This window comes from Mycolicibacterium litorale (genome assembly GCF_010731695.1).
Classification (GTDB): domain Bacteria; phylum Actinomycetota; class Actinomycetes; order Mycobacteriales; family Mycobacteriaceae; genus Mycobacterium; species Mycobacterium litorale.
The window spans coordinates 5,277,855-5,296,461 of record NZ_AP022586.1 but is presented as its reverse complement, the minus strand read 5'-3'; the positions used below and the strand labels follow the sequence as shown (position 1 = coordinate 5,296,461).

The following is an 18,607-nucleotide window of genomic DNA, read 5'->3' as shown; positions in this document are numbered from 1 at the left end:
CGGGGGTACTCCGAACGGACGTCGCAGAGCCCGGAGAACGTGGTCCCGGATGCGTGGGGCCGGCGTCGGTGACCCGCGTGACACTCGCACGAGGGAACTTGATGTCACCGGAGTACACACATATATTGAGTGCAACCAACAGGTACAGATAACTCCGACGAGCTCTGCACCGCGAGGAGGACGAGCACCGATGCACGAGAACCTGACCGACCTGCACCTGCTGCACGAGCTGGAGCCGGTCGTCGAGAAGCTGCTCAACCGGCACCTGACGATGCGCAAGGACTGGAACCCGCACGACTACATCCCGTGGACGGACGGCAAGAACTACTACGCGCTGGGCGGTCAGGACTGGGATCCCGAGCAGTCGAAGCTCTCGGAGGTCGCGCAGACCGCGATGGTGCAGAACCTGCTCACCGAGGACAACCTGCCGTCGTATCACCGAGAGATCGCGATGAACATGAGCATGGACGGCGCCTGGGGTCAGTGGGTGAACCGCTGGACCGCCGAGGAGAACCGGCACGGCATCGCCCTGCGCGACTACCTCGTCGTGACCCGCGCGGTCGATCCCGTGCAACTGGAGGAACTGCGCGTCGAGCAGATGACCCGCGGCTTCTCCCCCGGCCAGAACCAGCAGGGCGACCTGTTCGCCGAGAGCCTGTTCGACTCGGTCATCTACGTGACCTTCCAGGAACTCGCCACCCGCGTCTCGCACCGCAACACCGGCAAGGCGTGTGCGGAGCCGGTCGCCGACCAGCTGCTGCAGCGGGTCTCGGCCGACGAGAACCTGCACATGATCTTCTACCGCGACGTGTCCGAGGCCGGCTTCGAGATCGCGCCCGATCAGGCCATGCACTCGCTGCACCGGGTCCTGCGCAACTTCAAGATGCCCGGGTACACCGTGCCCGAGTTCCGCCGCAAGGCCGTGATCATCGCCGTCGGCGGCGTCTACGACCCGCGGATCCACCTCGACGACGTGGTGATGCCGGTGCTCAAGAAGTGGCGGATCTTCGAGCGTGAGGACTTCACCGGTGAGGCCGCCCGCATGCGCGACGACCTCGGCGTGCTCGTCGAGGAGCTCAAGGAGGCCTGCGAGAAGTTCGAGAACGCCAAGCAGAAGCGTCTCGAGCGCGAAGCCAAGATGGCCGAGAAGAAGGCCAGTAAGGTCCTCGCGTCATCAGCGTCGTAGCCCCACCCGCCGTCACGGCCCGATCCGGCTTGCGGATCGGGCCGCTGGCGTTGCCCAGCCCGGTCGTGCTGGCACCGATGGCCGGGGTCACCAACGTCGCCTTCCGCACCCTGTGCCGTGAGCTCGAGATCGCCAAGGCGGGGACGGTCAGCGGCCTGTACGTGTGCGAGATGGTGACTGCCCGCGCGCTCGTCGAGCGTCATCCGGTCACCATGCACATGACCGCGTTCGCGCCCGACGAGTCGCCGCGATCGCTGCAGCTCTACACCGTCGACCCGGCCACCACCTACGCCGCGGCGAAGATGATCGCCGACGAGGGCATGGCCGACCACATCGACATGAACTTCGGCTGCCCGGTCCCCAAGGTCACCAAGCGCGGCGGCGGCGCCGCGCTGCCCTACAAGCGCAAGCTCTTCGGGCAGATTGTGCGCGCCGCAGTCACCGCCACTCAGGGCACCGACATCCCCGTCACCGTCAAGTTCCGCATCGGCATCGACGATGACCACCACACCCACCTCGACGCCGGCCGCATCGCCGCCGAGGAGGGTGCGGCCGCCGTCGCCCTGCACGCGCGCACCGCGGCCCAGCGCTACTCCGGCACCGCCGACTGGGACCAGATCGGCGCGCTGAAGGCGCACGTGACCTCCGTTCCGGTGCTGGGCAACGGCGACATCTTCGACGCCGACGACGCGGTGGCGATGATGGCCGCCACCGGCTGCGACGGCGTCGTGATCGGCCGCGGCTGCCTGGGCCGGCCGTGGCTGTTCGCCGAGCTGTCGGCGAAGTTCACCGGCCGCCCCCTGCCGGTGCCGCCCACGCTCGGCGAGGTCGCCGACATCGTCCGCAGGCACGGCGAACTGCTCACCGACCACTTCGGTGAGGACAAGGCGATGCGCGACATCCGCAAGCACGTGGCCTGGTATCTGCACGGATTCCCGGCCGGATCGGACCTTCGCCGCGCGCTCGCGCTGGTCAAGACCCGCGCCGAGCTCTCCGCACTGCTCGACCAGCTCGACCCCGACGTCCCCTTCCCGGCCGCGGCGGCCGGTCCGCGTGGACGGCAGGGTTCGGCGGCTTCGGTGTCCCTTCCCGAGGGCTGGCTGGCCGACCCCGACGACTGCACGGTGCCCGCGGGTGCGGACGTCATGCACTCCGGCGGCTGACCGGTCGCGACGCCCGACGCCATACCGAGACGCGGTCGAGACGTTCGCCGGCTGGATCCCTCACAGGATCGCTCAGTACGATGTGGGTCTCGCTGCAGCCCGGCTCCGGTGGCGGAGTTCCGGTTGTGCTGCTACAAGACAGTGAGCACTGCGCGCGTTCGCGACGCTGGACAGAGTCGGAGGCCGGTTGGACATGAGTGACGGCGACAGCCCAGGTGCTGATGCCACTCCTGACCCTCGGCGTCCCCGCGAGCCACGGTCCGACTGGGACAACCAATGGCTTACCCGATCGTCGCAGCGATCACCAGGTGCCGCGCCGTGGGAGCGCAGCGAACCGCTGAAGCGGCGCGCGGCCGAACCCGAGCCGGTGGCACCGGAGGAGACCGACGAGGAATCCACGGGCAGCCACACCGGGGGGGTGGTGACCGTCGCCGACCTGATCGCCAAGCTCAACGGCGACGGCACCGGACCCGCCGAGGTCACGCCGAAGCGCAGGCGCGCCGAGCCCGACCCCGAGCCGGACCCCGAGCCCGAGCCGGAAGCCGAAGCCGAGCCGCCCGCCCCCGCGACCGAGATCCTTGCGCCGATCGTCGAACCGATCCTGGAGCCGATCCACGCACCCGGCGATCCGGACCGTCAGGACACCGAGATCATTCCGGCGGCCACCAGCGCCTACGCCGAGGAACTGCCGCTGCTGGCCGACGAACCCGGGGACCGGGTGCCGCCGTACCGGATCGGCGACGACACGGCCGTCATCGCTGACGACGAACCGCACCGACGCCGCCGGGTCATCCTGGCCGGGCGCGCCGCGGCCGCGCTGCTGGCGGTGCTCGCCCTCGTGCTGACCGGCGGCGCCTGGCAGTGGCAGTCCTCGAAGAACAACAGCATGAACCGGGTGTCCGCGCTGGACCAGGACAGCCGCGACATCCTCGATCCCAACGCCCAGTTCGGCGACGAGAACTTCCTGATCGTCGGCGTGGACAGCCGCATCGGCGAGAACAGCGGCATGGGCGCGGGCACCACCGACGACGCCGCGGGCGCCCGCTCCGACACCGTCATGCTGGTCAACATCCCCGCCAACCGGAAACGCGTGGTGGCGGTGTCGTTCCCCCGCGATCTGTCCATCGATCCGATGGAGTGCGAGCCGTGGAACCCCGAGACGGGTGCGTACGGCCCGATCACCGATCCCGAGTCGCCGATGTACGGGCGCGAGACGGTCTACACCGAATACAAGCTGAACTCCGCCTACGCGGTCGGCGGCCCCAAGTGCCTGGTCAAGGTGGTGCAGAAGCTGTCGGGGCTGTCGGTGAACCGCTTCATGGCCGTCGACTTCGCCGGGTTCTCGAAGATGGTCGACGCCCTCGGTGGCGTCGAGGTCTGCAGCACCGAACCGCTCGAGGACTACGAACTCGGCACGGTGCTGTCGACGGCGGGCCGCCAGATGGTCGACGGGCACACCGCGCTCAACTACGTGCGCGCCCGGCAGGTCACGACCGAGATCAACGGCGACTATGGCCGCATCAAACGCCAGCAGCGGTTCCTGTCGTCGCTGCTGCGCTCGCTGATCTCCAAAGAGGTGTTCTTCTCGCTGTCCAAGCTGAACAACGTCGTGAACATGTTCATCGACGACAGCTACGTCGACAACATCGACACCCGCGACCTGGTGACGCTCGGCCAGTCGATCCAGGGGGTGACCGCGGGGCGGATCACGTTCGTGACCGTGCCGACCACCGGCTACGCCGACGAGTGGGGCAACGAGACCCCGCGCACCGACGACATGCGGGCCCTGTTCGACGCGATCATCAACGACGACCCGCTGCCCGGCGAGAAGAACGCCGACAACACCCCGGTGCCCGGCACCCCGGAGTCGACGACGTCGAACCCCGAGGCCGAGGCCCCGGCACAGGACGACCAGTCGACCGCGGAACTGGTCAACGCGGTCACCACCGAACCGCAGGACGTCACGGTCCAGGTGTCGAACTCGACGGGGCAGACCGGCCTGGGCGCCACCGCGGCCAACGCCCTGCAGCAGCACGGGTTCAACGTCACCACCCCGGACGACTACCCGAGCGAGCTCAACGCGACGACGGTGTTCTTCTCCCCCGGCAACGAACAGGCCGCGGCGACGGTCGCGTCGTCGTTCCAGAATCCGACGATCGAACGCGTCACCGGGATGGGCGACATCGTCCAGGTGGTGCTCGGCAGCGATTTCAACGCCGTCGCCGCGCCGACTCCCAGCGGCTCGCCGGTACAGGTGAACGTGTTACATGACACCGGCAGCACGCCCGCTCCGCTGCCCGAGGACCTCAACGTCACCAACGCGGCCGATACCACGTGTGAGTGACGCCCCGGGCGGCGTTTGGGCAGGTGGCATTCACCTTCAGTTCATCCGCGTCGTCGTGACGATGCACCGTCACAACCTCTAGGCTTGCTCCATGCGAACCGCGTACCACGAGCAACTAGGGGCTCTCACCGATCAGCTCGGCGAGATGTGCGGTCTGGCCGGCGGGGCGATGGAACGCGCGACTCAGGCGCTGCTGCAGGCGGACCTCGTGCTGGCCGAACAGGTCATCTCCGACCACGATCAGATCGCCACGATGAGCGCCCGCGCCGAGGAGGCCGCGTTCGTCCTGCTGGCGCTGCAGGCGCCGGTCGCCGGCGATCTGCGCGCCGTCGTCAGTTCCATCCAGATCGTCGCCGACGTCGACCGGATGGGCGCGCTGGCGCTGCACGTCGCCAAGATCGCCCGCCGCCGGCACCCGCAGCACGTGCTGCCCGAAGAGGTCAACGGCTACTTCGCCGAAATGGGCCGGGTGGCCGTGGAACTCGGCAACGCCGCCCAGGAGGTACTGGAGACCCGCGACCCCGAGAAGGCCGCGCGGATCCAGGAGGAAGACGATGCGATGGACGATCTGCACCGTCACCTGTTCACCGTGCTGATGGACCGCGAGTGGAAGCACGGTGTCACCGCGGCCGTCGACGTCACGCTGTTGAGCCGGTTCTACGAACGCTTCGCCGACCACGCCGTCGAGGTGGCCCGCCGGGTGATCTTCCAGGTCACCGGCGCCTACCCCGTCGACGAGGTCATCACCACACCGCACTGAGCGGCCCCCGACGCGAACCGGCCCCCGAGAATCCTCGGGGCCGGTGTCGTGTGCGGGGACGATCAGCCGAAGCGACCGGAGATGTAATCCTCGGTGGCCTTCTGCGTCGGGTTGGAGAAGATCTTCTCGGTGTCGTCGATCTCGATCAGCTTGCCCGGCTTGCCGGTGGCCTCGAGGTTGAAGAACGCCGTCTGATCGCTCACCCGCGCGGCCTGCTGCATGTTGTGCGTGACGATCACGATCGTGAAGTCCTGCTTGAGCTCGGCGATCAGGTCCTCGATCGCGAGCGTGGAGATCGGGTCGAGCGCCGAACACGGCTCGTCCATCAGCAGCACGTCGGGCTGCACGGCGATGGCACGCGCGATGCACAGCCGCTGCTGCTGACCGCCGGACAGACCGCCGCCCGGCTTGTCGAGCCGGTCCTTGACCTCGGTCCACAGGTTGGCGCCCTTGAGCGAACGCTCCGCGACCTCGTCGAGGGTCTTCTTGTTCCGGACGCCCTGCAGCTTCAGGCCCGCCACCACGTTGTCGCGAATCGACATGGTGGGGAACGGATTCGGCCGCTGGAACACCATGCCGATGGTCTTGCGCACCCCGACCGGGTCGACACCCGCGCCGTAGATGTCCTCACCGTCGAGCAGCACCGATCCCTTGACGTAGGCGCCGGGGATGACCTCGTGCATGCGGTTGAGGGTGCGCAGCACCGTCGACTTGCCGCAGCCCGACGGGCCGATGAACGCGGTGACGCTCCTGGGCGGCACCGACATCGACACGTCGGCGACCGCGTGGAACGACCCGTAGTAGATGTTGACGTCTTTGAGGTCCAGCCGTTTGGCCATGTCAGGAACTCCTAAATCTTCTTCGGGGCAAAGAATTTGGCGAGGTACCGCGCGCCGACGTTGAGCAGTGCGATCAAGACGACGAGCGTCAACGCCGCACCCCAGAGGCGGTCCGTCGGCACCGGGTTGGCGCCGGCGCCGGCCGAGGTCTGGTCGTACATCATGCCGGGCAGCGATCCCATGAAGCCGCCGAACATGTCGAAGTTCATCGCCTGCGCGTAGCCGACCAGGATCAGCAGTGGCGCCGTCTCACCCATCACGCGGGCCAGCGCCAGCAGGATTCCCGTCACGATGCCCGACAGCGCCGTCGGGACCACGATCGACGAGATGGTCTTCCACTTCGGTACGCCCAGTGCGTAACTCGCCTCGCGCAGGTCCATCGGCACGACCCGCAGCATCTCCTCGGTGGACCGCACGATCACCGGGATCATCAGCAGCACCAGGGCCAGCGAGACCGCGAAACCCGAACGCTCGAAGCCCAGCGTCGCCACCCACAGCGCGTAGATGAACAGTGCCGCCACGATCGAGGGCACACCGGTGAGGATGTCCACCATGAACGTGGTGACCTTGCCCAGGCGCGTGCCGCCGCCGTACTCGACCAGATAGATGCCGACGAAGACGCCGACCGGAATCGAGATGACCGCGCAGATCAGCGCCTGCAGGACGGTGCCCACGATCGCGTGGTAGGCGCCGCCGCCGGCCTGGAATGCCGTCATCCCGGCCTGTGAGTTCGTCCACCAGGTCGACGACGTCACCGCGCCGATGCCCTTGGACACCACCGTGTAGAGCACCCACAGCAGCGGGACGATCGCGACCAGCACGGAGGCGGTCACCAGGACGGTGGCGACGTTGTTGGTGATCTTGCGCCGGGTGCTGACGCCCTGGAAGGTGGGGACCTTGACTGGGCTGTCGAGTGCCGAAGTCGTCGTCACGATGCGGACCTGTCCTTTCCGGAGACCGCGGCACGGGCCAGCGAGTTGACCACGAACGTCAGGATGAACAGCACGAGGCCGGCGGCGATGTAGGCGCCCGCCTTGTACTGGTCGTTGAACTCGGATGCCGCCGCGGCGATCTTGCTGGCGAACGTGTAGCCGGCGTCGAACAGCGACCAGCCGAACGCCTGCTGGGTGCCGCGCAGGATGATCAGCAGCGCGATCGTCTCACCGAGCGCGCGGCCGAGGCCGAGCATCGCGCCGCTGATGTAGCCGGACATGCCGAACGGCAGCACCGTCGTACGCACGACCTCCCAGCGGGTGGCGCCCAGCGCGAGCGCGGCCTCGATCTGGCCGCGCGGCGTCTGCACGAACACCTCGCGGGTGACCGCGGTGATGATCGGCAGGATCATCACCGCCAGCACGATGCCCGCGGTGAAGATCGTGCCGCCGCCGGCCACCGACGCGTTGCCGGTCTGGAACAGGAACAGCCAGCCGAGGGTGTCGTTGAGCCACACCGCGAACGGCTTGATCACCGGGGCCAGCACGTACAGCCCCCACACGCCGTAGATGATCGACGGCACCGCGGCCAGCAGGTCGACCATGTAACCCAGCGGGCCGACCACCCGCTTGTGGGCGTAGTTGGTCAGGTAGATCGCGATGCCGAGCGCGACGGGCATCGCCAGCACCAGCGCGAACACCGACACGAACACGGTCACCTGAAGCAGGTCGAGGATGCCGAACTGCATCGCCGACGTGTCGGTGGTGACCCAGTTACCGCCGTAGAGGAAGAAGTTCGCCTCGTTGCGCGCCAGGGCCGGGACCGCGCGCCACAGCAGGAAGAGCCCGATCGCCACGATGATCGCGACGATCAGGACGCCGGACCCCTCCGCGAGGCCCCGGAACACCCGGTCGCCCAACCGCACTCTGGCGTTGCGCGAGGGGTCGGTGGAGATAGGTTCCGGTTCGGGGAAGGGCGCGGACACGGCCTCGCCCGATCCCCGTTCCGTCGGATTGGGATATGTCACATCCACCCTGTCGGTCATCGGATTCGCATCCCATCCTCACCGTTGTCGTGTCGCGGCGCCACCAGGCTCAGGCAGTCGAGCCGATGGCGTCGATGGAGGTCAGCAACCGCTCCTTGAAGCGGTCCGGCAGCGGCACATAGCCGGCCGAGGAGAGCCCGCCCTGTCCGTCGTTGGCGGCGACGGTGAGGAAGGACTTCACTGCGGCGGCCGTTTCCGCGTCGTAGCCGTTGGAGCAGACGATCTCGTATGTGGCGAGGACCAGGGGATATGCACCGGCTTCCTTGGTGCCGTAAAGGGACTTCAGGTCAAGGGTCAGATCGTTGCCCTCGCTCGCGAACTTCGCGGCGTCGATGGCCTTACCGGCGGTCTCGTCGGTCAGCTCGACGGCACCGCCGCCGTTGTCGATCTGGGCGTACGGCAGGCCCGCCTGGTCGGCGAAGCCCTTCTCGACGTAACCGATGCCACCCGGGGTCGCCTGGACGGCCTGGGCCACACCCGCGGACTTCTGGGCGCCCTCGCCCGCGCCGCCCTGGAATTCGCTGCCGTCGCCCTTGGTCCACGTCTGCGGGGCGGCCGCGGCGAGGTACTTCTGGAAGTTGTCGGTGGTGCCCGAGGAATCCGAACGGAAGATCGGGGTGATCGGGGTGTCGGGCAGGGTCTTGCCCTGGTTCAGCCCGGCGATGGCCGGGTCGTTCCACGTGGTGATCTGGCCCTGGAAGATCTTGGCCAGGATGTCGCCGTTGAGGACGAGGTCCTCGACGCCCTCGACGTTGTAGGCCAGCGCGATGGGGCCGAAGACCAGCGGCAGGTTCCACGCCGGGTTGCCGCCGCAGCGCTGTGCGGCCTGCTCGGCCTGCTCTTCCTTGATCGCCGAGTCGGAGCCGGCGAAGTCGACGTTGTTGGCGACGAACTGCTCGCGGCCCGCGCCCGAACCGGTGGGGTTGTAGGACAGGTTCTTGCCCGCGCACTTCTGGCCCCACACCTGGTTGAACACGGCGATCGCGTTCTGCTGGGCGGTCGAGCCCTCGGCGGTCAGGGAGTTCTTGCCACCGCACTCCGCGGCGCTGGCAGATCCGGTGCCGGACGCTCCGGTGGTGTTGGCGGTCCCGGCGTTGTTGTCGCTACCGCAGGCGCTCAGTGTCAACGCGGCGATCGCCGTCGCAGACCACACCAGGCCCATGCTGTTGAGCTTCACTTATCCCACTTTCCGTTGACGGCTCGAACTCTCCGGCAACGTATGCGGCGCTGGTGGACAGTCCGGGGATCGCGGGTTAACGGCCAGTGAACAGGTTCAGTGATCTCACAGGTTGCCGGTCGGGGCGGCGTAGGCCGCGTCCACGCTGTGGACGTCGAAGCCCAGGCGTCGGTACGTCTTCACCGCCGCGGCGTTGTCGGCCTCCACGTAGAGCATCACCGTCGGCTGCGGGGAATCCGACAACCGGTCGGCGAGGTGGTGCAGGCCGACCAGCGTGAGGGTGGCGCCGAGTCCGCGGCCCTGCGCGCCCGGGTCGACGCCGACGACGTAGACCTCGCCGAGGTCGGGTCCGTGGATCTTCGTCCAGTGGAAGCCGAGCAGTGCGCCGGTGTTCTCGTCGAACGCCAGGAACAGGCCCTCGGGGTCGAACCACGCCTCGCCGCGCCGTTCGGCGATGTCGGCGTCGGTCCAGCCGCCCTGCTCGGGATGCCAGGAGAACGCGGAGTTGTTGACCCGCAACAACTCCCGGTCATTCTCCGGTCCGGCGTAGGTGGCCAGACGGACACCGTCGGAGACCGTGACCGGCGGCAAATCGGTCAGCGGGCGGCGCATCTGCAGGAGTTCCCGCACCACCTTCAGGCCGAGTGTGCGCGCGGTCGCCTGGGCGGCGTCGAGGTTGCCGTGCGCCCAGATCCTGGCATCGGGACCGCCTTCGGCGAGCCCGGCGCGGGCCATCGCCGCCCCGGTGCCGCGCCGTCGGGCATCGGGGTGCACGACGAGTTCGGCCATCGGCGGTGCGGTGTCCGAGGCGGGGGCGAGGTTCAGATAGCCGACCACCTGATCGTCACCGTGGTCGACGGCCAGCAGGTGCCGGGTCCGGTCGGCGGGCAGCTCACGCAGCACCTGGTCCCCCACCGGCGCCACCCCGTCGGCCCGGGTGGCGGCGGCGATCACCTCGCGGATGCGGTCCTGCTCCTCGTCGGTCAGTTCCGTCCGCCACACCAGAGCGGTCACGGCGCCCGCAGCGGGTCCGCCAGCGACGACGGCACACTGTCGGGCGTCTCGTAATCGTCCTCGTCGTCGGCGAGGTCGGCCTCCGGAGCGGGCGGGCGTCCGCGGGCCGGCCGCACCGCCTTGTAGCCCACGTTGCGCACGGTGCCGATCAGCGACTCGTACTCGGGCCCGAGTTTGGCGCGCAACCGGCGCACATGGACGTCGACGGTGCGGGTGCCGCCGAAGAAGTCGTATCCCCACACCTCCTGCAGCAGCTGGGCGCGGGTGAACACCCGGCCGGCGTGCTGGGCGAGATACTTGAGCAGTTCGAACTCTTTGTAGGTGAGGTCGAGCGGCCGGCCGCGCAGCCGGGCCGTGTAGGTGCCCTCGTCGATCACGAGTTCGCCGAGGCTGATCTTGCCGATGTTCTCCTGGTTGGCGACCCCGCCGCGGCGGCCGACCAGCAGTCGCAGCCGCGCGTCGATCTCGGCGGGGCCGGTGCCGGGCAGCAGGATCTCGTCGAGTCCCCACTCGTGGTTGACGGCGACGAGGCCGCCCTCGTTGACCACGGCGACAACCGGAACCGACGTGCCGGTGGTGCCCAGCAGGCGGCACAGTCCACGGGCGGCGGCCAGGTCGGTGCGGGCGTCGACGATCGCGACGTCGGCGGTGCCGGCTTCCAGCAGTGACGACACCTCGGTCGGGGCGGCGCGCACGTTGTGCGCGAGCAGTGACAATGACGGCAGAACCGACTCGGGATGCGGGTCGACGGTCAACAGCAGCAGATCCACAGGCCCTCCAGCGCTCCGGGGACGTCGCCCGACGTCGATGTCTGTGGTGATCTCCCAGATTTGTGCCTGACACGCGGCCGTTACCGGCCGTTGGTCAAGTAACGATAGCGCGACTGCGGCAAATGGGCCGCGTCAAGTCCTTAGCCGACTTACGGGTAGGCCAGAATGTGGCGATGCGCAAGGTGCTGATCGGGCTCGTCGCGACGGTGACCGCGGTGGTCGTCGGCGCGGTCGGGGCCGACTTCGGTGCCGCCATCTACGCCGAATACCGCTGGTCACGCGCCCTGCGGACCGTCGCGAACCTCGATTTCGACCCGTGGGTGGGCATCATCGGGTTCCCGTTCATCACCCAGGCGATGGACCACCACTACGGCGAGATGGAGATCCGGGCCAGTGGCGTTGATCACCCCGTGGTGGGTAAGGCCTCACTGGAGGCGACGCTGCACGACGTCGACCTGAGCGACGCGTCATGGCTGATCCGGCCGGACGCCGCGATGCCCGTCGCCAAGGTGGAGAGCCGCGTCATCGTCGACTCCACCCACCTCGGCCGCTTCATCGGCATCCCCGATCTGCTCGTCGAAGCCCCGACCGGCGAGACCAACGACGCCACCGGCGGCACCACCGAATCCGGGATCTCCAGCAACAAGGGTGTGGTGTTCACCGGCACGCCGGAGTCGGCGGGCTTCGACGAGCGGGTGTCGGTGGCCGTCGACCTCTCCGTCAGCGGACCCGACCAGACGACCCTGGTGATGACCGCCACCGACGTGCTGACCGGCGCGGGCACCGCTGAGCAGGCGGTACCCGACGACAAGACCGCCGCGGTGCTCGAGGCGTTCAGCGGCACGATGCCGGGTATGACACTGCCGTTCGCGATCACGCCGACCGCACAGGGTGCGCGCGGTTCGGATGTCATCATCGAGGGCATCGCCGAGAACATGACCATCACACTCGACGGGTTCAGGCAGTCATGAGCTCGTCGTGGATCGTCGTGATCGCGGTCCTGATCGCCGTGTTCGGGGTCGCGTTCGTGGTCGGCCGGCTGGTCAACCTGCGCGCCGGCCTGCTCAAGGCCGAGGCCGCCGCGGCGAACATCGACACCTCCGGGCTCGGGCTGTCCGACACGGGCCCGACCGTCCTGCACTTCAGCGCGGTGTGGTGTGGGCCGTGCGACGCGGTGCGCCGCGTGGTCGACCAGGTCTGCCGCGAGCTGCCCGCGGTCTCGCATGTGGAGATCGATCTGGACGCCAATCCGGAAGCGGCCCGGCGGCTTTCGGTGCTCTCGCTGCCGACGACGATCATCTTCGATGCCGACGGGCATCCGCGCTACCGCACCTCCGGTGTACCGAAGGTCGCTGACCTGCGGTCGGTGCTCGAACCGCTGTTGGCTTGATCACCCTGTCATTGGGTAAGCTGTCGGCGTGTTCACCCGCCTCGAGCTGACGCTCACCAAGCGCCGCGCAGTGGATCTGTGCCGCGTTGCGGGTTGTTGCTGTTGTTGTAGCTGCTGAGCGCAGTCGCGCCGCGACGCGCGCTCGTGCGGATCAGTCGATCTGGCATGTCCGCCACCAGACCACCAACGCAACAGGAGTATCACGCCATGTCCACGCACATAGATGCCGCCCGGGCGGTCTCTCAGGTCGACGTGCGTGGCCCCCGGTTCGCCGCCTGGCTCACCACCGCCGTGCTCGTCGTGGCGCTGCTCGTCTCCGCGGTGAGCGCACCGGCCGCGGCGGTGATCCTGGGGCTGCAGGCCGTCGTCTTCGCGATCGGCGCCGTTCGCGGTCCCCGCGCACACCCCTACGGCATGGTGTTCGGCCGGTTCATCGCACCGCGGCTGGGCCCGGTCACCGAGCGGGAACCGGTGCCGCCGTTGAAGTTCGCTCAGTTCGTCGGCTTCGTCTTCGCCGTCGCCGGGACGATCGGCTTCGCCACGGGACTGCCCGCGGTCGGTCTGGCCTCCACCGCGTTCGCTCTGTTAGCGGCGTTCCTGAACGCGGCCTTCGGCATCTGCCTGGGCTGCCGGCTCTACCCGCTCGCCGCCCGGCTCCGCCGGGTCTCCACCCCTGTATGACTTCGATCACCCCGCAACCGAAAGGATCATCGATGGCTCGCTCCGACGTCCTGGTCACCACCGACTGGGCCGAGAGCAATCTCAACGCGCCGAACACCGTGTTCGTCGAGGTCGACGAGGACACCTCGGCCTACGACACCGGACACATCGAGGGTGCGGTCAAGCTCGACTGGAAGACCGACCTGCAGGACCCGGTCCGGCGCGACTTCGTCGATGCCCAGCAGTTCTCCAAGCTGCTGAGTGACCGCGGAATCTCCAACGACGACACGGTGATCCTCTACGGCGGCAACAACAACTGGTTCGCCGCCTACGCGTACTGGTACTTCAAGCTCTACGGCCACGAGAACGTCAAGTTGCTCGACGGCGGCCGCAAGAAGTGGGAACTCGACGGCCGCCCGCTGTCGAGCGAGTCGGTCACCCGCCCGGCGACCAGCTACACCGCCAAGCAGCCCGACAACAGCATCCGGGCGTTCCGCGACGAGGTCATCGCCGCGATCGGCGAGAAGAACCTGGTCGACGTGCGCTCGCCCGACGAGTTCTCCGGCAAGATCCTCGCCCCGGCGCACCTTCCGCAGGAGCAGAGCCAGCGCGCGGGCCACATCCCGACGGCCATCAACGTGCCGTGGAGCAAGGCCGCCAACGAGGACGGCACCTTCAAGTCGGACGAGGATCTCGCGAAGATCTACGCCGACGCCGGCCTGGACGGCGAGAAGGAAACCATCGCCTACTGCCGCATCGGTGAGCGCTCCTCGCACACCTGGTTCGTGCTGCAGGAACTGCTGGGACACAAGAACGTCAAGAACTACGACGGCAGTTGGACGGAATACGGCTCCCTGGTGGGGGCCCCGATCGAGTTGGGAAGTTAGTTATGTGCGCTCCTCCTAAGCAAGGCCTGGCACTGCCCGCCAGCGTCGATCTGGAGAAGGAAACCGTGATCACCGGTCGTGTGGTGGACGGGTCGGGTCAGGCCGTCGGCGGCGCGTTCGTGCGTCTGCTGGACGCTTCCGACGAGTTCACCGCCGAGGTGGTTGCGTCGGCGACCGGCGACTTCCGGTTCTTCGCCGCTCCGGGCACCTGGACGTTGCGCGCGCTGTCGAAGATCGGAAACGGCGACGCCACCGTCGCCCCGTCCGGTGCCGGCATCCACGAGGTCGACGTCAAGGTCGCCTGACCGATCCGGTCATGCCACGCCGGGGCGCTCTACGCCCCGGCGTGCGTATTGACGGCTGCGCACATTTCTAGCGAAACGGCCGCGGGACGCACAGCTGTCGGTCAGGATGTCATCAGGTTCCGCGATATCGCGGAATGTCCCCGGTGAACAGGACCGACCATGAACGTGACTCGGATATCCGCGGCCGTCGCCGCCCTCAGCGCGCTCGCGCTGGCAACCGCACCCGTAGCGGCGGCAGGGCCCGAGGAGGACTTCCTCACCATCATCCGCAACGAGGGCATCGTGTGGGAGGCGGTGGACACCCCGGCGGTCCTCGACACCGGTCATGCGGTGTGCACGGACTGGAGCAACGGCGCCACTTTCGCCGACGAGGTGGGCGATCTCCTCAGCGTCACCGACTGGACCGACTACCAGGCCGGCGTCTTCATCGGCGCGGCGACCGGGGCGTTCTGCCCGCAGTTCGAGTACAAGATCGGCTGACCGGCCGGGCGCCAACCGCCTGCGTCCTGCGGTTAGACTGGGTTCGTGGTCCTGTTCTACGAAATCCTGCTGGTGGTGTGCACGCTGGTGATCACGTGGTTCGCGCTGTACGCGGTGTACCGCCTCATCACCGACGAGTCGTGACCGCGCCGAACGAACCCGACGACGCCGCCGGCTCCATTTTCTCGACCTCCGGCGACCGAGCCGTAGCGGACGCCGCCGAGCGAGCCAAGATCACCGCGGCGCGCAACATCCCGGTCTTCGACGACCTGCCCCTGCCCGCGGACACCGCGAACCTGCGCGAGGGGGCTGACCTCAATGACGCGCTGCTCGCGCTGCTGCCGCTGGTCGGTGTGTGGCGCGGCGAGGGCGAGGGCCGCGGGCCCCACGGCGACTACCGATTCGGTCAGCAGATCGTCGTCTCGCACGACGGCGGCGACTACCTGAACTGGGAGGCGCGATCCTGGCGGCTGACCGAGTCCGGGGATTACGACCGAGTGGGTTTGCGCGAGACGGGATTCTGGCGCTTCGTCAACGATCCCGGCGACCCGTCCGAATCGCAGGCGATCGAACTGCTGCTGGCGCATTCGGCCGGCTATGTCGAGTTGTTCTACGGTCAACCGCGCAGCCAGTCCTCCTGGGAGTTGGTGACCGATGCGTTGGCGCGCAGTAAGTCCGGCGTGCTGGTCGGCGGCGCCAAACGGCTCTACGGAATCGTCGAGGGCGGCGATCTGGCGTACGTCGAGGAACGGGTGGATGCCGACGGCGGCCTGGTCCCGCACCTGTCGGCCCGGCTGTCGAGGTTCGCGGGCTAGTGCGGCTGCGGATGATCACGGCAACCCTGGCTGCCGCGGGGATGCTGGCCGCGTGCGCGGCCGAGGACTCGCCGTCGGAACCCGACACCTCCTCGAGCCCGAACGGTCACGGCTCATACGCTGACTGCCTCAACGCGCACGGGGTGCCCGCCACACCGGGTCCGAACACCGGTCCGCCCGCCGGCGTCGACCGAGCGGCGTGGGACCAGGCGCTGAAAGAGTGCGCGTCGCTGGCACCGGGTCCGGGCTGAGCGAAAGATCTACTGCGGCTTGGCCGCCCCTGGATATGGGGCGGCCCCCGAGCCTTTGGTTCCTGGTTGGACGGACCGAGGGGCTCGGGGGCCGGGTGACTGCGGGGAATTCGCCAGCGCACTCAGGTGAGTGCTGAACTCCCCCGGTGCTGCTAGCGGGCAGCCACCTCACATGTCCATAAGTCAATCAATTTGTCGGACCACCTCCTTCCCTGTGTACGAGCGACCGTACCCGCGGATGCCGGCACCGACAAGGAAATTTCGCTTCGCCCTCAGCGATCGCTGACGATGGCCGCGTCGACCAGGGCGGCCATCTCCGCGGCCAGCGGCGTCGGCCGCAGCGCGGCCCCGTCCAGGGTGTGCACGCGGGCCGCGAGTGTGATGCTCGACACCAGCCAAACACCCTGGGCGGCAACAAGATCACCGGGCCGCAGCGCCCGGTAGTCGCAGTCGTAACCCTTGTTGCGGGCCACCTCGAACAGCGCCTGCTGGGTGGTGCCGCGCAGGATCGGATACCACGGCGGCGGGGTGAGCAGGCCGAGCCCGCCACCCTCCATCTCGGTGGCGATCACGACCGTCGAGCGGGGGCCTTCGAGGATGTGGCCGTCGGAGCTGACGAAGACGACGTCGCCTGCGCCGTGCTTCTCGGCGTGCCGCAACGCGGCCATGTTGACCGCATACGACAGCGTCTTCGCACCGGCGAGCAACCACGGCAGGTCCGAGGCCTCGTCGGGCAGACCGCGCGCCAGCATCAGCGCAGCCACCCCGTCCCGGCGGGCAGCGGCGACCCGGGCCGGCAACGCACCGATCGTGGCGAATGCCGTCGGCTCTCCGCCGCTTTCACGCCCGCGGCTGTAGACCAGGCGCAACACGCCTTCGGCGCCGCCGTCGACAGTCCAGCGGTGCACCGCGGTCGCGACCGCCGAACGCCACTGCTGCAGATCCGGCTCGGGCAACTCCATCAGCCGCGCCGACTGGGTCAACCGCCCGAGGTGCGCCTCCAGCAGACAGGGTCTGCCGTCGCGCACCAGCAGCGTTTCGAAGATCCCGTCCCCGCGCACGGCGGCCAGGTCGTCGGCATGCAACAGGGGTATCTGCGCGTCGTGTAATGCACCGTCGAGGGTGACGATCACACCCGGTCCGCTCGCCATGGCCCATCAGCGTAGACCCGTAGAGTTGACGTATGTCAGCAGTTCCCGTGCCCGAAGGCGGACCGGACGCCGGGGCGGTGTGGCACTACGGCGACCCGCTCGGCGAGCAGCGCGCCGCCACCGACAGCGCCGTACTCGTCGACCGCTCGCACCGCGCCGTCCTCTCGCTGACGGGCGGCGAACGCCGGTCGTGGCTGCACACCATCTCCAGCCAGCACGTCAGCGAGCAGCCCGACGGCACGGTCACCCAGAACCTGAGCCTCGACGGCCAGGGCCGCGTCGAAGACCACTGGTGGCAGACCGAGCTGGGCGGCGTCCTGTACCTCGACACCGAACCGTGGCGCGGTGAACCGCTGCTGGCCTATCTGCGCAAGATGGTGTTCTGGGCCGATGTGGCGATCGAGCCGGCCGACCTGGCGGTGCTGTCCCTGCTGGGTCCGGCGCTGGCCGACACGCCGGTCCTCGACGCCCTCGGCCTGCGTTCACTACCGGCCGAATCGGCGGCGGTCGCCCTGCCCGGTGGCGGTTTCCTGCGGCGCCTGCCCGCAGCGGGGCTGGAAGTCGACCTCGTGGTGCCGCGCGACCAGGTCGCCGACTGGCAGGGCCGGCTCACCGCGGCGGGCGTCCGGCCGGCCGGGGTGTGGGCATACGAGGCGCACCGGGTGGCGACGCTGCGGCCCCGTCTGGGCGTCGACACCGACGAGCGCACGATCCCGCACGAGGTCGGCTGGATCGGCAGCGCGGTGCACCTGGACAAGGGCTGTTACCGCGGCCAGGAAACTGTTGCGCGCGTGCACAACCTGGGCAAACCGCCCCGCATGCTGGTGCGGCTGCAGCTGGACGGCACCACCGACCGCCCGTCGACCGGCGATCCGGTGCTGGCCGGCGGCCGCACCGTCGGACGCGTCGGCACGGTCGTCGAGCACATCGACGACGGTCCGGTCGCGCTCGCGCTCGTCAAACGCGGACTGCCCGCCGACACCCCGCTGACCACCGGCGGAGGCGTCGAGGCGACCGCGGTGATCGACGCCGACTCGCTGCCGGCCACCGAGCACGTGGGCGCGGGCCGGCTTGCCGTGGAGCGACTTCGGGGTGGCGCTCGGTGAGTCTGGTCACCGCAGACCAGGGCCTGCCAGCAGATGCCGTCCGGGCACGGTAAAGTGTGGGCAGGACAATAACGACATCGGAGAATCGGAGCCGCCTTCATCTTGGGGCCGCTCCGTTATTGCGCGAGGGGGTCCCCTATGGGCCGCGGCCGGGCGAAGGCGAAGCAGACGAAGGTCGCTCGCGACCTCAAGTACAGCTCGCCTCAAACTGATTTCGAACGGCTCCAGCGCGAGCTGGCGGGTGGTGATCCCGTCGACGGCGACCACAGCGACGGCGTAGCCGACGAGTGGGCACCTGAGGACGACTGGCGCCGCTAGCCCTTCCGGCTGA

General features: G+C 68.6%; 22 protein-coding genes. 15 read left to right on the top strand and 7 right to left on the bottom strand.

Translation table 11 applies throughout. The features are described 5' to 3' along the window. The first annotated feature begins 190 nt into the window (after window positions 1-190). From G6N30_RS25460 to phoU, 4 genes are all read left to right on the top strand, one after another. Window positions 191-1,186, top strand: coding sequence for an acyl-ACP desaturase (locus G6N30_RS25460; protein ID WP_163687808.1), 996 nt, complete (start codon window positions 191-193; stop codon window positions 1,184-1,186). 29 nt (window positions 1,187-1,215) lie between these two features. Further along, window positions 1,216-2,349: a tRNA dihydrouridine synthase DusB gene (gene dusB, locus G6N30_RS25455; protein WP_134056294.1), complete on the top strand. Its 1,134-nt coding sequence runs from the start codon at window positions 1,216-1,218 to the stop codon at window positions 2,347-2,349. 193 nt (window positions 2,350-2,542) lie between these two features. Next, window positions 2,543-4,693 (top strand): LCP family protein, encoded by a 2,151-nt coding sequence (locus G6N30_RS25450; RefSeq protein ID WP_134056296.1) that lies wholly within the window; start codon window positions 2,543-2,545, stop codon window positions 4,691-4,693. Window positions 4,694-4,784: 91 nt separating this feature from the next. Beyond that, window positions 4,785-5,453 (top strand): phosphate signaling complex protein PhoU, encoded by a 669-nt coding sequence (gene phoU / locus G6N30_RS25445; RefSeq protein ID WP_134056298.1) that lies wholly within the window; start codon window positions 4,785-4,787, stop codon window positions 5,451-5,453. Between the two features lie 62 nt (window positions 5,454-5,515). Here the strand turns inward: phoU and pstB are convergent, their stop codons facing one another. The 6 genes from pstB to G6N30_RS25415 all read right to left on the bottom strand — a co-directional run bounded on the left by pstB (window position 5,516) and on the right by G6N30_RS25415 (window position 11,231). Next, a complete protein-coding gene (gene pstB / locus G6N30_RS25440) occupies window positions 5,516-6,292 on the bottom strand; it encodes a phosphate ABC transporter ATP-binding protein PstB (RefSeq protein WP_134056300.1) in 777 nt (258 codons plus the stop codon). An 11-nt stretch (window positions 6,293-6,303) separates the two neighbouring features. Continuing rightward, window positions 6,304-7,224 (bottom strand): phosphate ABC transporter permease PstA, encoded by a 921-nt coding sequence (gene pstA / locus G6N30_RS25435; RefSeq protein WP_134056302.1) that lies wholly within the window; start codon window positions 7,222-7,224, stop codon window positions 6,304-6,306. Then, window positions 7,221-8,270 (bottom strand): phosphate ABC transporter permease subunit PstC, encoded by a 1,050-nt coding sequence (pstC, locus tag G6N30_RS25430; RefSeq protein ID WP_134056304.1) that lies wholly within the window; start codon window positions 8,268-8,270, stop codon window positions 7,221-7,223. Before pstC ends, pstA begins: the two co-directional genes overlap by 4 nt. Window positions 8,271-8,319: 49 nt before the next feature. Then, complete coding sequence (pstS, locus tag G6N30_RS25425; RefSeq protein ID WP_179965666.1) at window positions 8,320-9,432, bottom strand: phosphate ABC transporter substrate-binding protein PstS; 1,113 nt, start codon at window positions 9,430-9,432, stop codon at window positions 8,320-8,322. Window positions 9,433-9,552: 120 nt separating this feature from the next. After that, window positions 9,553-10,461 (bottom strand): mycothiol synthase, encoded by a 909-nt coding sequence (gene mshD, locus G6N30_RS25420; protein ID WP_134056308.1) that lies wholly within the window; start codon window positions 10,459-10,461, stop codon window positions 9,553-9,555. Then, window positions 10,458-11,231, bottom strand: coding sequence for a winged helix-turn-helix transcriptional regulator (locus G6N30_RS25415; protein WP_134056310.1), 774 nt, complete (start codon window positions 11,229-11,231; stop codon window positions 10,458-10,460). The genes mshD and G6N30_RS25415 overlap by 4 nt, the downstream gene beginning before the upstream one ends. 173 nt (window positions 11,232-11,404) lie before the next feature. Here G6N30_RS25415 and lmeA point away from each other — a divergent pair, with 173 nt between their 5' ends. The 9 genes from lmeA to G6N30_RS25375 all read left to right on the top strand — a co-directional run bounded on the left by lmeA (window position 11,405) and on the right by G6N30_RS25375 (window position 16,019). After that, complete coding sequence (lmeA, locus tag G6N30_RS25410; protein WP_134056312.1) at window positions 11,405-12,202, top strand: mannan chain length control protein LmeA; 798 nt, start codon at window positions 11,405-11,407, stop codon at window positions 12,200-12,202. Further along, on the top strand, window positions 12,199-12,621 hold the full coding sequence (locus G6N30_RS25405) for a thioredoxin family protein (RefSeq protein ID WP_134056314.1): 423 nt from the start codon (window positions 12,199-12,201) through the stop codon (window positions 12,619-12,621). The genes lmeA and G6N30_RS25405 overlap by 4 nt, the downstream gene beginning before the upstream one ends. A gap of 28 nt (window positions 12,622-12,649) precedes the next feature. Then, window positions 12,650-12,739 carry an Ms5788A family Cys-rich leader peptide gene (locus G6N30_RS27475; protein ID WP_407664675.1) on the top strand — a complete coding sequence of 30 codons (90 nt, stop codon included), beginning with the start codon at window positions 12,650-12,652 and terminating at the stop codon, window positions 12,737-12,739. Window positions 12,740-12,828: 89 nt separating this feature from the next. Further along, window positions 12,829-13,302, top strand: coding sequence for a DUF4395 domain-containing protein (locus tag G6N30_RS25400; protein WP_134056316.1), 474 nt, complete (start codon window positions 12,829-12,831; stop codon window positions 13,300-13,302). A 32-nt stretch (window positions 13,303-13,334) separates the two neighbouring features. Continuing rightward, window positions 13,335-14,168: a sulfurtransferase gene (locus G6N30_RS25395; RefSeq protein ID WP_134056318.1), complete on the top strand. Its 834-nt coding sequence runs from the start codon at window positions 13,335-13,337 to the stop codon at window positions 14,166-14,168. 2 nt (window positions 14,169-14,170) lie between these two features. Next, window positions 14,171-14,473: a DUF1416 domain-containing protein gene (locus G6N30_RS25390; protein WP_059090543.1), complete on the top strand. Its 303-nt coding sequence runs from the start codon at window positions 14,171-14,173 to the stop codon at window positions 14,471-14,473. A 159-nt stretch (window positions 14,474-14,632) separates the two neighbouring features. Further along, window positions 14,633-14,953, top strand: coding sequence for a DUF732 domain-containing protein (locus G6N30_RS25385; RefSeq protein ID WP_134056320.1), 321 nt, complete (start codon window positions 14,633-14,635; stop codon window positions 14,951-14,953). Between the two features lie 140 nt (window positions 14,954-15,093). Beyond that, entirely contained in the window at window positions 15,094-15,768 is a 675-nt protein-coding gene (locus tag G6N30_RS25380; protein ID WP_134056324.1) for a heme-binding beta-barrel domain-containing protein, read from the top strand. 11 nt (window positions 15,769-15,779) lie between these two features. Further along, window positions 15,780-16,019, top strand: coding sequence for a hypothetical protein (locus tag G6N30_RS25375; protein ID WP_276026819.1), 240 nt, complete (start codon window positions 15,780-15,782; stop codon window positions 16,017-16,019). Window positions 16,020-16,291: 272 nt separating this feature from the next. Here G6N30_RS25375 and G6N30_RS25370 read toward each other — a convergent pair whose 3' ends face one another. After that, a complete protein-coding gene (locus tag G6N30_RS25370) occupies window positions 16,292-17,170 on the bottom strand; it encodes an aminodeoxychorismate lyase (protein ID WP_134056328.1) in 879 nt (292 codons plus the stop codon). Between the two features lie 32 nt (window positions 17,171-17,202). Between G6N30_RS25370 and ygfZ the strand changes: the two genes are divergently transcribed. Together ygfZ and G6N30_RS25360 are read left to right on the top strand one after the other, a co-directional pair. Beyond that, a complete protein-coding gene (gene ygfZ, locus G6N30_RS25365) occupies window positions 17,203-18,276 on the top strand; it encodes a CAF17-like 4Fe-4S cluster assembly/insertion protein YgfZ (protein ID WP_134056329.1) in 1,074 nt (357 codons plus the stop codon). A 138-nt stretch (window positions 18,277-18,414) separates the two neighbouring features. Next, the gene (locus G6N30_RS25360) at window positions 18,415-18,594 is read left to right on the top strand and encodes a DUF3073 domain-containing protein (protein ID WP_134056331.1); all 180 of its coding nucleotides are present in this window, start codon (window positions 18,415-18,417) and stop codon (window positions 18,592-18,594) included. The last annotated feature ends 13 nt before the right edge of the window (window positions 18,595-18,607 follow it).